Raw genomic sequence first — 12,826 nt, forward strand, 5'->3', positions numbered from 1 at the left:
ATGGCCAGTTCACCCTCGGGGACGTCGCCGGCCACGCTCGCCGACGTCCTGCCGTCCGTCGCCGCGTCCTTCGGGCTCGACCAGCGCAATCCGCTGGCCCTCGTGCCCAACCGGGATGTGGTGGTGCTGCTGATCGACGGCCTCGGCGCGGAACTCCTCGCCCGCCACGCCGACAGCGCGCCCACCCTGGCCGCGCACGTCCGCACCACCCTCACCGCGGGCTTCCCCGCCACCACCGCGACCAGTCTCGCCAGCCTCGCCCTCGGTGCGCCCTGCGCGACACACGGCATCATCGGCTACAGCTTCGCCCTGCCCGTCGGCGACCGTCTCCGCCTGCTGAATGCGCTGCGCTGGAGTCTCGACAGCGCGACCGGCGAGGACGCCCGCGACGCGTACCCGCCGGAGTCGGTGCAGCAGCGCACCAGCCGCCTGGAGGACCTCGCCGCCCACGGCGTCGAGCTGCACTACGTGATCCCCGCCTACCAGCGCACCTCCGGTCTGACCCGGGCCGCCTTCCGCGCGCCGGGCACCCTGCACCCGGCCACCACCCTCGACGAGCTGCGCGCCGGAATCCTCGCTGTCGCACGGCATTCCGGCACGAACTCCCGCTTCGCCTACGCCTATTTCCCCGATCTCGATGCCAACGGTCACCTGTACGGACCCGAATCGCCACAGTGGCTGGCCGTGCTCCGCGATATCGACGCCTGCCTCGCCGGCCTGTTCGCCGAGCTCCCCTCCACCTGCACGGTGCTGATCACCGGCGATCACGGAATGATCCACGTGGACACCGTCATCGATCTGGACGCGCGGCCCGCGCTGCATCGCGATGTCCGGCTGATCGGCGGCGAGGCGCGGGTCCGCCACATCTACCTCGACCGCCCCGAAGCCCTGGCCGACGCCCACTCCGCGTGGACCGCCGAACTGTCCACGCACGCAACGGTCGTGACCCGCGAGCAGGCGCTCGACGAGCACTGGTTCGGCCCGACCCCGCCCACACCGGTGATCGCCTCCCGCATCGGCGATCTCATCGCCGTCGCCGAGGGTGCCGCGGTCCTGGTCCGCCCCGCCCTCGAGCCCCTGGAGTCCGCCCTCGTGGGCCACCACGGCGCCCGCACCCCGGCCGAGCAACTCGTCCCCCTCATCACCACACCCTGATTTCGAGTGGGTGCGGCGCTCGCTGCAGCGCTCAGGTGCGCAGTAGCGCGGTCTGGACCTTGCGCAGGCGGTCCACATCACCGCGGAAGCCGGCCACGGCGTCGTTGTAGAGGAACGCCTCCCACAGCCGGACCAAGGCGTAGGCCAGGGTGTCGCGCTCGATGGGAGGCTGGTAGCCCTCGGACTCGGCGCGCTCGATGAACCGCTCCACCAGGGCCACCGCGGTCTGGTGCACGATTCCGTCACCGCGGGTGATCAGGCGCAGGGCCGCGGTCGATTCATTGTCGAAATATGAACGCAGCGCGTCGTTCTCGACCAGCAGATCGATGGTCCGGTTGAGTGCCGCGGTGAGCCGCTCACCGCCCGCCCCGCGGGAGCGGCGATCGGCATGGGCCACGACCCGCTCCAGCTGCCGCGCCACGGCCGCGCCCAGCAGGCCGTCCCGGGACCCGAACCAGCGGTAGATGCTCGCGCGGCCCACCCCCAGCTGGGCGGCAATGGCATTGACGTCCACCCGTTTTCCGCTCAGGAACACGGCGATGGCGGCTTCGAGCACATCGTCCCGGCTGGCCGAGGCGGGCCGGCCCGGTGCTCTGGTTCCCTCCGCGCGTGTCACGCGGACAGCTTAGGGGCCAGGTATGCCGACAGTGTGCGGGCGGTGGCCACCCGCCCCAGGGTGAGGGCCTGCTGGAGCACCCCGGGATCGCGGTCGATGCGCCCGATATCGGGTGCGCTGTGCGGCGGGCGGATCTGCAGCACGGCCGGATCGGAGTCGAAGTCACGCTCGTCGCTGTGGTGTCGCTGGACCCGATCGAGCCACGGTCCGACCGTCCCCGGCGCGTGCCGGGACAGGAAGCGGGCCACCACCCGGGATTCCAGACCCGAAGGAGGACGCATGGTTTCGCCGGCGCGGCGGGTGCGCAGCACCAGGACGCGGGTCGCGCCCTGGGTCAATGCCGTTCGCACCGGGACGGATTCGGAGAGCCCGGCATCGACATACCGGCGCGCGCCGATCGGCACCGGCCGCCCGGCCAGGATCGGCAGGCAGGTCGAGGCACGCAGCGCCGTCTGCACCGAGCGCACATCGCTGAGCTCCGGATGCAGATCGACGGCCGCGCCGGTGTCGGCGTCGGTGGCGATGGGGTGAAAGGTGATCGAATTGGCCAGGATCGCAGGGAAATCCATGGGCACGATGCGCTCGTACACGGTGTGCACCAGGTATTCGGTATCGACCACGCGGCCGCCGCGCAGGGCCCGGGCCGGATTGATCACGCGGTTGATCACCTCGGGATTCCAGGCCCGCCGCGAGTCCACCGCGCGCCCGCACAGCAGCCAGGCGGCGTTCAACGCGCCCGCCGACGCCCCGTACACCGCGTCGAAGCAGGGCAGGATGCCCAATTCCTCGATGGCCATGGCCATGCCGTGCGAGTACGCGCCGCGCGAGGAGCCGCCCTCGATGACGAGGGCCAGCCGATGCGAGTCCGTGCGCTGCCCGGGCGCGCTGCCCTCGCGATGCCGGTGGGCGATGAGCTCGCCGACGCCGAGTGTGCGGTCGTGGTCGGGCACGGATGGCTCCCTTGGCTGTCGGTGGTGTGCGCGGCCGTTCGAGTATACGACCCTATTTGAGACACTGGTGACTCTGTGTATCATATCCGGCGATGGCGTGGGTAGCCATGAAACTGGAGGTCAACGCATGCAACTAGCGCTCACCGACGACGAGCTCGCCTTCCGCGACGAGCTGCGCGCGTTCTATCGGAGCGAGATCCCGGCCGACATCCGCAACCGGCAGCGGCACGGGCAGGAACTGAGCAAGGACGACATCGTCACCACCCAGCGCATCCTCAACGCGCACGGGCTGGCCACCCCGAACTGGCCGGTGGAATGGGGCGGCAAGGACTGGACCCCCATCCAGCGCCACCTCTGGCACGACGAGATGCAGCTGGCCTCGGTGCCCGAACCGCTGACCTTCAACACCAATATGATCGGCCCGGTCATCGCGCACTTCGGTGCCCAGGAGCTCAAGGAACGCTTCCTGCCGGCCACCGCCAACCTCGACATCTGGTGGTGCCAGGGCTTTTCCGAGCCCGAGGCGGGCTCCGACCTGGCCGGGCTGCGCACGGTCGCGGTCCGCGACGGCGACAGCTACGTGATCAACGGCCAGAAGACCTGGACCACCGCCGCCCAGTCCGCCGACTGGATGTTCTGCCTGGCGCGCACCAACCCGGACGCGCCCAAGAAGCAGGCCGGCATCTCCATGCTGCTGTTCCCGCTCGACACCCCCGGCGTGACCGTGCGGCCGATCAAGCTCATCGACGGCGGCCACGAGGTCAACGAGGTGTTCCTGGAGAACGTCCGGGTGCCCGCGAATCAGCTGGTCGGCGAGGAGAACCAGGGCTGGACCTACGCCAAGTTCCTGCTCGGCAACGAGCGCACCGGCATCGCCGCGGTCGGTCAGACCAAGGTGAAGCTGTGGCTGGCCAAGGAGCACGCCAAGCAGACCCGCCTGGGCGAGAAGACCCTGCTCGAGGATCAGCTCTTCGCGACCCGCCTCGCCGAGCTCGAAAACGAGCTGCTGGCACTGGAACTGGTGCAGCTGCGGGTGGCCGCGGGCTCGGCCGACGGCAAGCCCAACCCGGTCTCCTCGATTCTCAAGCTGCGCGGCACCGAACTCCAGCAGGCCGTCACCGAGCTGCTGGTCGACATCGCCGGACCGGATTCCGTTGCGCGCGAGGACGAGTCGAATCCCGACTGGGCCCGCCGCAGCACCGCCACCTACCTGAACTACCGCAAGACATCGATCTACGGAGGATCCAACGAGGTGCAGCGCGGCATCATCGCCTCGACGATCCTCGGACTGTGAGGCAGCACCATGGATTTCGATCTCACCCCCGAACAGGACATGCTGCGCGACACCGTGCGTGACGTGCTGTCCCGCGGCTACACCCCCGAGCGCCGCAACGACAGCGTCGGCACCGAACTCGGCTGGGATACCGAGATATGGGCCACCTTCGCCGAAATCGGCCTGCTCGGACTGACTTTCGCCGAGGAGGACGGCGGCATGGGTGCCGGGCCCATCGAGGCCATGCTGGTCATGACCGAGATCGGCCGCGCTCTGGCCCCCGAACCCGTGCTGGACTGCGCGCTGCTGCCGGGCGGGCTCATCTCCGCCGTCGGCGCCGACGCACAGCGCAAGGACCTGCTGCCGCGCATCGCCGAGGGGGAGCTCAAGCTCGCCTTCGCGCACGGCGAGCCGGGGCTGCGCTGGCCCGCCACCGACACCGCCACCCAGGCGGTGCGGCAGCCGGACGGCTGGCGGATCACCGGCCGTAAACACCCGGTCTCCCACGGTGATTGCGCCGATCTGCTCATCGTGAGCGCGGCGCTCGACGACGGTATCGGGCTGTTCCTCGTCGATCCCGCCGATCCGGGCGTGCGGCGCACCCCCTACGCCACCCACGACGGGCTGCGCGGCGCGGACATCGTATTCGACGGCGCGGTGGCCGAGCCGCTCGGCGAGCCGGTCGATGCCGCTGCAGCCATCCAGGCCGCCCTGGCCGGGGCGCAGGCCGCGCTGTGCGCCGAGGCGATCGGCGCGATGGAGGAGTCCCTGCGGCTCACCGCGGAATACCTGAAGACGCGCAAGCAGTTCGGGGTGCCGCTGCGCACCTTCCAGACGCTGACCCAGCGCGCCGCCGACATGTACGTGTCGCTGGAGCTGGCCCGCGGCATGAGCATGTACGCGTCCATGTCGCTGGCCGACGGCATCATCGATCCGGTCGTCGCCTCCCGCGCCAAACTGCGGATCGGGCGCTCCGCCCGGCACATCGGGCAGGAGGCCATCCAGATGCACGGCGGCATCGGCATGACCGACGAATACCCCGTCGGCCACTACACCGCCCGGCTCACCGCCATCGAGCACACCCTCGGTGACTCCACCGACCACCTGCGCTACCTCGGCGGGTACGTGGCCGACTACCAGATGGTCGAAATCTGATGCACATTCGCGGCGCGGTCCTGGAGGAGATCGGACGGGCGCGGCCGTACGCGCAGTCGCGGCCGATCAGCGTGTGCCGGCTCGAACTCGGCGATCCCGGGCCCACCGAGGTGCTGGTCGCCATCGAGGCGGCCGGGCTGTGCCACTCGGATCTGAGTGTGGTGGACGGCAATCGGCCCCGCCCGCTGCCCATGCTGCTCGGCCACGAGGCCGCGGGCACCGTGGTGGCGGTCGGCGAGCGGGTCGCCGATCTGCTCATCGGACAGCGAGTGGTCATGTCCTTCCTGCCGCGCTGCGAAGAGTGCGACGCGTGCGCGCGGGACGGGCAGCTGCCCTGCACCGCGGGCACCCGCGCCAATACCGCCGGTGAACTGCTGCACCATGCCGGGCACCTGTCGCGCGGCGGCGACCGGGTGCGGCACCACCTGGGCGTCTCCGGCTTCGCCACACACGCCGTGGTGGACCGGGCCTCCCTGGTGCCGGTCGGCAACTCGGTGCCGCCGGAGATCGCGGCACTGTTCGGGTGCGCGGTGCTGACCGGCGGCGGGGCGGTACTGAACGTGGCCGATCCGCGTCCGCAGGACAGTCTCATGGTGGTCGGGCTCGGAGGCGTCGGGATGGCCGCCCTGCTGACCGCGAAAGCCATTGGCGTGGAACGGCTCATCGCGGTGGATCGGCTGGCGGACAAACTCGCCATGGCGAAGGAGCTCGGGGCCACCGAGACGTACATGCCGGAGCAGATCGCCGACCAGGGGATCCGGGCGCGGTACGTGGTGGAGTGCGCCGGGCATCCGGCCGCATTCGAAACCGCCTATACAGCAACCGAACCCGGCGGCATGACCATCACGGTCGGCCTGCCGGGGCCTAATTCGACGGTCACCCTGCCGCCGCTGAGCATCACCGCCGAAGCCCGCACCATTGTCGGCAGGTACCTGGGTTCCGCGGTGCCGGCCCGGGATATTCCACGCTACGAACAGATGTGGCGGGAAGGGCGGCTGCCGGTCGAGAAATTGATCACCTCTCGAATCGGGCTCGAGGAGATCAATGAAGCGTTGGATCTCCTGGCCGATGGAGCAGCGGTTCGCCAGATCATCGTGTTCGACCATTCCTGAATCGAGAGTGGCTGCACCGCAGTGAAAGACAGCGAAGACCCGGCGAGCCAACCTCTCGCCGGGTCTTCGCCCGGTTCAGACGTCGAATGTCAGTTGGTCCGAGTCACCGCCGGCGGATTCCAGCTGCCGTCGACGATCTTCTGATCGGGCCAATAGGTGCGCAGCATCAGGTTGAAATCACCCGACGCGGGGGCCGGAAGCCAGTTGGATTCCTTTTCCGGGCCCGGGTTCTCGCGCTGAACATAGATGTCGATCGACCCATCCGAGCTCTCGGTCAGGCGTTCGCCGCGCACCGCGTAGCGGTTCAACGGGTTGTCGACGAAGAAGCCACGCTGGTCGTACATGGTCAGCGACCAGAAGCCCTTGACCGGTGGCATCCGGTCGGCGGCGAAGTGCAGAACATAGGTGTTGTCCGCATTCAACTGGGTCTTCTTGTCGTCGACGCTACTGGACGGGTAGATCGCGTCCTGGGGCAGATTGGCGCCCAGACCTGCGTAGGCGATCATGGCGCGGGTGGCGTAATCGGTGCCGTAGTCACCGATATCGCTGCGCGTGATCTTCCAGCCGTTGACCTCGTTCTTGTCCGGAATGGCTTCGATCTGTGAAAGCGCCTTGGGCCAGGCCTGCTCCCAGCGGGTGCGCTCGGTCTCGGACAGTGTGGACAGGTCGAGCTTCTTGTCCGGCGTCCAGCCGGCCGCGGCCAGCTTGTCGAGCAGGGCCTTGTCATCGGGGCGAGTCTCGTTGTGCGACAAGGCCGAGTAGTACAGGTCCCAGTACTGCTGCGGGGTCAGATTGTGAATGTATTGGGCGACCTCCTGATCCTTGGGCCAGTCCGGGTGCGGATCGGTGTTCTGCGGCGGCGTGTACGCGGTGCCGCGGGCGCTGAGCGGGGCCGCCGTCATCTGGTTCTGGATGGCGATCACATTGGGAACGTCCTCGGGGCCGTCGACTTCGATGCGGCCGATCATCCAGCCGGAATCGGTGGGGAGACGGTATTCGTGCACGCCCTCGGGCAGGCTGCCGTGGAAGTTCGGGCCGACGATCGCGAACTGGTAACCGTGCACATCCCCCAGCGTGCGGGGGCCTGGGGCAGCATCGACATTGCTCCACATGTCCAGGATCGGGAACAAGTGATACCGCCCGCCCATATCGGGCACGCTCACCACGAGCGGTTCCTGGGATACGTCGAAGAACATCGATGTGTAGAGGGTGTCGACATTGGGGCGCACCACGCTGGTGAACTTCGCATCGGGCAGGAAGTGCAGGGGCGCCAGCTGATTCATCGGCGCCCTGCCTGTCGACGGATCCGCCGCGGGAAGGTTCGTCGACTGCCTCCGTGTCACCTCGACCGACACCAGCGGATAGGTGTAGGCGTATGCCTGCACCGCCAGATCGTCGGCGCTGGGCGCGGACGAGGGCGATGTCGTCGCTGACGACTCCGATGAATTCTTCGAGCAGGCGGCTGACGCCACCGCGACTGCGGCCACGAGGCCCGTCGCCATGGCCGCCCGGGCCCACCGGGTTCTCGAACTAGTGATCACCGCATCCTCCTGGTTGGGTATTTTCGAACGCAGCGCGAGCTCACTGATTGACAGCAAACTCTCAGCGAGAGTATCGAGCGGTGGGGTAGAAGTGCGTAATTTAGAGGACGAAACCTCATTTCAAGTCTTGTCCTGCAAGCTGGCGTTCTCTAGCTGGAATCTCAACAGTGATCAGCAATCAGATAGCGATCAGCCGTTGCGGGGATGAGCCGACAGCGGTCCGCTTGGCGTAGTCGGTTACCGGGGTGACGCGATCGGTCCTGGGCCTGGCGTGCGGTTCTCGACAGAATGGCAGAGGTTCGAAACCGAAGAGAGAAAAGGGATTCGACTGATGTCGCAAGTCATCCGGGACCTCGAGGGCAAGGTCGCTCTGATCATCGGCGGCACTCGGAATCAGGGTGCGGAATTCGCCAAGAACATCGCTGGGCGCGGTGCCACCACGATCGTCACCTATCAGGGGGACGAGCAGGCCGCCAAGGCAACGCTCACGACGCTCGAGACATTCGGCGTGACAGTGGAAGCGGTCCGCTCCGACGCCACCTCGGCCGCGGAGGTCGACGCACTGTTCGCGGATGTCGTTGCGCGCCACGGCAAGCTGGATATCGTCGTGCACGTGCCGGGGCGGGTCATCAAGAAGCCGATCGCGGATACCACCGACGACGACTTCGATCAGCTGATCGTGCGCAATACCCGGACCGCGTTCAATACGCTGCGCGCCACGGCCCGGCACATTGCCGACAATGGCCGCTATGTCGTGTTGTCCACCACCCTCACCTCGATCATGACCGGCACCTACGGGCTGTATTCGGGATCGAAGGCGGCTGTCGAGCGGATGGTGGTCGCCGCGGCCAAGGAGTTGGGTGAGCGCGGTATCACGGTCAATGCCGTCGCGCCCGGTCCGGTCGACGACGACTTCTTCCGCGGCGCGGAGACGCCCGAATCCATTGCGGCCGCGGCACTGCACAATCCGCACGGGCGTCTCGGTCTCCCCACCGACACGGCACCGTTGGTCGGGTGGCTGGTCAGCGTCGAGGCGGGCTGGGTCTCCGGACAGACGATCCGGGCCAACGGCGCGATGTTCTGAGCATGCCCACCTCAACCGTGGGCACCGGCCGGGTGCGGTCGAATCGCACCTGGCTGCCATGGGCCACCGCCGCCTGCTGGTTGCTCACGCTGTCGTACTTTCCCGTCTCGCTGGTGGTGGCCCACGCGTGGCCGGCGGGATACAGCATGTCGGGCAACTACATCAGCGACCTGGGCATCACGCGGTGTGGCGAATACGTCGATCGCGATGGGGCCTCGCGATGGGTGTGCTCGCCCGATCACGCGGTGCAGAACGTGATGTTCGTGTCGACCGGTCTGCTGACCTTTGCCGGGGCACTGGGTTGGGCGCGGATGTGGAGCGGTCGTCGATTCCGGGCCGGGTGCGCGCTGGTGGCTGTCGCCGGTCTCGGGATAACGGGAATCGGGCTGGCGCCCTGGGATATTCGGCCGCAGGCACACGACACCATCGCGTTGGCGCAGTGGTTCGCGCAGTTGGCGGGCATGGTGCTGATCACGCCGGAGGTGGCGCGCAGGCGGCGCGGCCTGGCCGTCGGCACCGCGCTGGCCGTGACGATCTCGGTGATCGGCGGTGTGTTCCTGTTCGCGAAAAACCATTTCGGTCTCGGTGCCGGCGTGTCGGAACGCATCGCGTTCGACACGCTCACCGTGTGGGGCGGGCAGGTCGGATGCGTTCTGTTGCTCACCCCCGAAGGCGGTCGGCACGGCGGTAGGCATCCGGAGACAGGCCGGTCCAACCGTCGAAGGCGCGGCTGAGCGCGCGAGCATCGCTGTAGCCGACGCGCAGCGCGATGGCCTGCACGGTGAGCGTGGTGTGACGCAGCAGCCGGGTGGCCTGCTCACAGCGCATCGCGGCCAGCTCCTCGCTCCAGGAGGTGCCCGCCTCGGACAACCGCCGCTGCAGGGTGCGGTCACTGATCCGCAGCCGCGCGGCCACGGCGGCGACCCGCGGGCCCCGTTTCGGCGAGCTGTCCGTCGGCCCGGCGCTCTGCGTTACCTCCGAATACAGTGCTGCGCGGAAGGATTCGATCCATCCGGGAATCGGACGCGCCGCGTCGATGGCATGCTGGGCGGCGGTGTGCAGGATCCGGCGCAGGCCGGGATCATGCGGGCGCACCTCGGTCCGGCTTCCAGTGATCCGATAGTGGATCAGGTCTGCCGGTTGACCGAAATGAATCACCTTGGTGCCCAGGGCATCTTCGAGATATCGATGATGCCGGGGCGCCGGGTGCGCGAAGTCGACTCGCACGGGCACCGCTGCGTCGCCGAAGGCATCGCGGGCGCGCCGGACGGCCACGGTCACCGCGAACTCGTTGATGATGCCGCGGGTCTCGCCATAGGTGGTGCCGCGGTACCCGACCGTGAGCGCGGACCCGTTGTCGGTGACCTCCAACTGCGCCGCCGGATCGCAGATCACGACGCTGAACCGGGACGCGTCGTGAAATCCTTCGGCCAGTGTCGGAGCACTGCTGAACAGGTAGTCCCAGATATGCAACCGCCCGCGATCGGCCATATCCGCGGCCCGCACGCCCGCCTCGTTGCCGACGACGTGCTCCATCAGTGCCCACAGTCGATACTGGCTCTCCGAGGGAATGCGAATCCGGTCATCGGCCAGCAACTTCCGATCGACGCCCCCGATTCGCGTGGCCTCCACCTCGTCGATACCGGACCTGGCCGTCGTGTCCAGCACAATGCGCACCACGTGCCCCGACACGGTCCGCTCGAGCGCGGGATTCGCGATATCCATCACCATCTCGATTCTGCGCCATGATGAGGTTCGGTCGAATCAGTGTTCGCAGAGGGAGAATTCGCGCTCGTACAGCTCATTGTTGTGTTCGTCGACGAAGAACTTCCGTTCGTGCATGAGTTGTTCGCGGCCACCTGTCCCGTCGCTACTCCGGGATGCCCGGTGAGACGAGTTCTCGCCGGGCATTCGGTGTCTTCGCCCGGCGTCGTGGCCACCAGAGGCGTTCGCCCAGGTCCATGGCCAGGGCGGGAACCAGGATTGTGCGGACTACGAAGGTGTCCAGGAGGACTCCGAAGGCCACGGCGAAGCCGATCTCCGCCGCGAAGACCAGAGGGAGAGTGAGCAATGCTGCGAAGGTGCCCGCGAGGACGACGCCCGCGGCGGTGATCGTGCCGCTGGTGGTGCGGGCGGCGATGACCGTGGCGGTGGTGGTGTCGTGGCGGGTGCTCTCCTCGCGGATCCGGGCCATCAGGAAGATCGAGTAGTCGATGCCCAGGCTGACCAGGAACACGAAGGTCCACAGGGGGAATGCCGCATCCGCGCCGTGGAAGCCGAGGAGCTTGTCGAAGGCCACGGCACTGACGCCCAGCGCCGCCGCGAGAGACAGTACGACGGTCGCCAGAATCAGCGCCGGCGCCACGAGGGATCGCAGCAGGATGGCCATGATCAGGAAGACGACCGAGAGAACCAGCGGCACAACGAGATTGCGGTCACGACCAGAGGAGTTCAGCGTGTCGAGCGCCACCGCGCTGCCGCCGCCCACCATGGCGCCGGGCACCGGGTGCAGGGCCGACCGGAGCCGGTCGACGGTTGCGAAGGCGGCAACGCTGTCGGTGGCGTCCGCTGTGGTCGCTTCGAGGTAGGCCAGGCCGTCGATGGTCGCGGGTGCGGACACCGCGACCACACCGGGGACTTCGGCGGCCAGCGCGCGCAGCCGCTCACCCTGGGCGGCCGGGCCGATTATCTGCAGCGGATCGCCCGATCCACCTGGGAAGTGGCGCAGCAGCACCTGCTCGCCCGCCACTGCCTCCGGCCGGGTCCGGAAGGTGTCCTGGGGCTTCAGGCCTGCCGCGTGCAGGCCGAACAGGCCCAGGGCCAGCACCGCGAGGGCCGCGGCGGTGAGCTGCCAGACGCGGCGCGGGCGGGCAACCGTCAACCGGGTGAGGGTGCGCATCCAGCGACCGCCGGACGGTTCCGGATCGCCGAAACGTGGTGCGGCGGGCCAGAATATCCAGCGCCCGCACAGGACCAGCAGGGCGGGGTACAGGGTGGTGAGTACCGCGAAGCCGACGAGCACACCGGTCGCCATCACCGGACCGAGACTCTTGGTCGAGTTCAGGTCCGCGACGACCAGGCAGAGGAGGCTCAGCGCCACCGTGACTGCACTCGCGGCGATCGCCGGCCCGGCCCGGCGGATGGCGGTGGCCATGGCCGCATAGCGGTCCTCCCGGCGGCGCAATTCCTCCCGGTAGCGGGCGGTGAGCAGCAGGGCGTAATCGGTGCCCGCACCGAAAACCAGGACGGTGAGCAGGAATTCGGTATCACTGTTGACTGTCAGGCCGGCGTGCGCGGCCAGCAGGTAGATCAGGGCCTGCGCGACGGTCAGGGCCACCCCGACACAGAGCAGCGGTAGCAGCCACAGCACCGGGCTGCGGTAGGTGACCAGCAGAATCGCCACGACGATCGCGATGGTCACATACAGCAGGGTGGAGTTCACCCCGGAGAACGCGTCCGCGGAGTCGGCCCCGTAACCCGCCGGTCCGGTGACATGGACACTCATTCCCGAGCCCGCGACCATGGCTCGTATGGACTTCACCGTCGGCAGGGTGCCGCTGATTCCCTTGACCCCCACGGTGATCGGGACCACGACCTGGATGGCCTGGCCGTCGCCGGACACCATCGGCCCCTCGACCGGCCCGTGCACATTCGGCAGTGCGGCGAACCGGCCGATATCCACGCGGGCCCGATCCTGGTCCGCCGCGCTCAGGACCGCGCCGCCCCGGTCGTAGACGACGACCGCCGGGTACACATCCTTTCCGGTGAACTTCCCGGCCAGTTCCGAAACCTTCGTCGACTCGGCGCTTTTCGGCAGCCAGGTGGTGGCATCGTTCTTCTCCGCCGAACCCAGCTTGCCGGCCAACCCACCGGTCGCGACGATGGCCACCACCCAGAAGGCGATGGCGGCCCACACCATTCGGCGCAGTAGCTTCCCCAC

At 68.2% G+C, this 12,826-nt stretch carries 11 protein-coding genes; 6 read left to right on the forward strand and 5 right to left on the reverse strand.

The annotated features are described in order from the left end of the window. Window positions 1-1,155: an alkaline phosphatase family protein gene (locus tag ACFXIV_RS13925; protein WP_379399334.1), complete on the forward strand. Its 1,155-nt coding sequence runs from the start codon at window positions 1-3 to the stop codon at window positions 1,153-1,155. Between the two features lie 31 nt (window positions 1,156-1,186). Here the strand turns inward: ACFXIV_RS13925 and ACFXIV_RS13930 are convergent, their stop codons facing one another. Both ACFXIV_RS13930 and ACFXIV_RS13935 read right to left on the reverse strand, forming a co-directional pair. After that, entirely contained in the window at window positions 1,187-1,771 is a 585-nt protein-coding gene (locus tag ACFXIV_RS13930) for a QsdR family transcriptional regulator (RefSeq protein WP_354835528.1), read from the reverse strand. Continuing rightward, entirely contained in the window at window positions 1,768-2,721 is a 954-nt protein-coding gene (locus ACFXIV_RS13935) for a patatin family protein (RefSeq protein WP_379399333.1), read from the reverse strand. The genes ACFXIV_RS13930 and ACFXIV_RS13935 overlap by 4 nt, the downstream gene beginning before the upstream one ends. A 127-nt stretch (window positions 2,722-2,848) precedes the next feature. Here ACFXIV_RS13935 and ACFXIV_RS13940 point away from each other — a divergent pair, with 127 nt between their 5' ends. The 3 genes from ACFXIV_RS13940 to ACFXIV_RS13950 are packed head-to-tail and all read left to right on the forward strand — an operon-like array spanning window position 2,849 to window position 6,261. After that, the gene (locus tag ACFXIV_RS13940; RefSeq protein ID WP_379399332.1) at window positions 2,849-4,015 is read left to right on the forward strand and encodes an acyl-CoA dehydrogenase family protein; all 1,167 of its coding nucleotides are present in this window, start codon (window positions 2,849-2,851) and stop codon (window positions 4,013-4,015) included. Between the two features lie 9 nt (window positions 4,016-4,024). Next, window positions 4,025-5,149 (forward strand): acyl-CoA dehydrogenase family protein, encoded by a 1,125-nt coding sequence (locus ACFXIV_RS13945; RefSeq protein WP_379399331.1) that lies wholly within the window; start codon window positions 4,025-4,027, stop codon window positions 5,147-5,149. Further along, window positions 5,149-6,261 (forward strand): alcohol dehydrogenase catalytic domain-containing protein, encoded by a 1,113-nt coding sequence (locus ACFXIV_RS13950; RefSeq protein WP_379399330.1) that lies wholly within the window; start codon window positions 5,149-5,151, stop codon window positions 6,259-6,261. Before ACFXIV_RS13945 ends, ACFXIV_RS13950 begins: the two co-directional genes overlap by 1 nt. An 89-nt stretch (window positions 6,262-6,350) precedes the next feature. Here the strand turns inward: ACFXIV_RS13950 and ACFXIV_RS13955 are convergent, their stop codons facing one another. Beyond that, window positions 6,351-7,802 (reverse strand): DUF1254 domain-containing protein, encoded by a 1,452-nt coding sequence (locus ACFXIV_RS13955; RefSeq protein WP_379399329.1) that lies wholly within the window; start codon window positions 7,800-7,802, stop codon window positions 6,351-6,353. A gap of 331 nt (window positions 7,803-8,133) precedes the next feature. Here ACFXIV_RS13955 and ACFXIV_RS13960 point away from each other — a divergent pair, with 331 nt between their 5' ends. Further along, the gene (locus ACFXIV_RS13960; protein WP_379399328.1) at window positions 8,134-8,886 is read left to right on the forward strand and encodes an SDR family oxidoreductase; all 753 of its coding nucleotides are present in this window, start codon (window positions 8,134-8,136) and stop codon (window positions 8,884-8,886) included. Window positions 8,887-8,888: 2 nt separating this feature from the next. Continuing rightward, window positions 8,889-9,620: a DUF998 domain-containing protein gene (locus ACFXIV_RS13965; protein WP_379399327.1), complete on the forward strand. Its 732-nt coding sequence runs from the start codon at window positions 8,889-8,891 to the stop codon at window positions 9,618-9,620. Here ACFXIV_RS13965 and ACFXIV_RS13970 read toward each other — a convergent pair. Together ACFXIV_RS13970 and ACFXIV_RS13975 are read right to left on the reverse strand one after the other, a co-directional pair. Then, window positions 9,547-10,611, reverse strand: a complete 1,065-nt coding sequence (locus ACFXIV_RS13970; RefSeq protein WP_379399326.1) for an AraC family transcriptional regulator ligand-binding domain-containing protein — start codon at window positions 10,609-10,611, stop codon at window positions 9,547-9,549. The genes ACFXIV_RS13965 and ACFXIV_RS13970 overlap by 74 nt on opposite strands. Before the next feature lie 145 nt (window positions 10,612-10,756). Further along, window positions 10,757-12,826: an MMPL family transporter gene (locus ACFXIV_RS13975; protein WP_379399325.1), complete on the reverse strand. Its 2,070-nt coding sequence runs from the start codon at window positions 12,824-12,826 to the stop codon at window positions 10,757-10,759.

Origin of the sequence: Nocardia sp. NPDC059236 (assembly GCF_042754085.1) — a bacterium.
Classification (GTDB): Bacteria; Actinomycetota; Actinomycetes; order Mycobacteriales; family Mycobacteriaceae; genus Nocardia.

Excerpts from the sequence above, each read along its gene's own strand:
- ACFXIV_RS13960 (WP_379399328.1), top strand. The coding sequence starts at position 8,134 with ATGTCGCAAGTCATCCGGGACCTCGAGGGCAAGGTCGCTCTGATCATC.
- ACFXIV_RS13945 (WP_379399331.1), top strand. The coding sequence starts at position 4,025 with ATGGATTTCGATCTCACCCCCGAACAGGACATGCTGCGCGACACCGTG.
- ACFXIV_RS13925 (WP_379399334.1), top strand. The coding sequence starts at position 1 with ATGGCCAGTTCACCCTCGGGGACGTCGCCGGCCACGCTCGCCGACGTC.
- ACFXIV_RS13970 (WP_379399326.1), bottom strand. The coding sequence starts at position 10,611 with ATGGATATCGCGAATCCCGCGCTCGAGCGGACCGTGTCGGGGCACGTG.
- ACFXIV_RS13940 (WP_379399332.1), top strand. The coding sequence starts at position 2,849 with ATGCAACTAGCGCTCACCGACGACGAGCTCGCCTTCCGCGACGAGCTG.
- ACFXIV_RS13965 (WP_379399327.1), top strand. The coding sequence starts at position 8,889 with ATGCCCACCTCAACCGTGGGCACCGGCCGGGTGCGGTCGAATCGCACC.
- ACFXIV_RS13950 (WP_379399330.1), top strand. The coding sequence starts at position 5,149 with ATGCACATTCGCGGCGCGGTCCTGGAGGAGATCGGACGGGCGCGGCCG.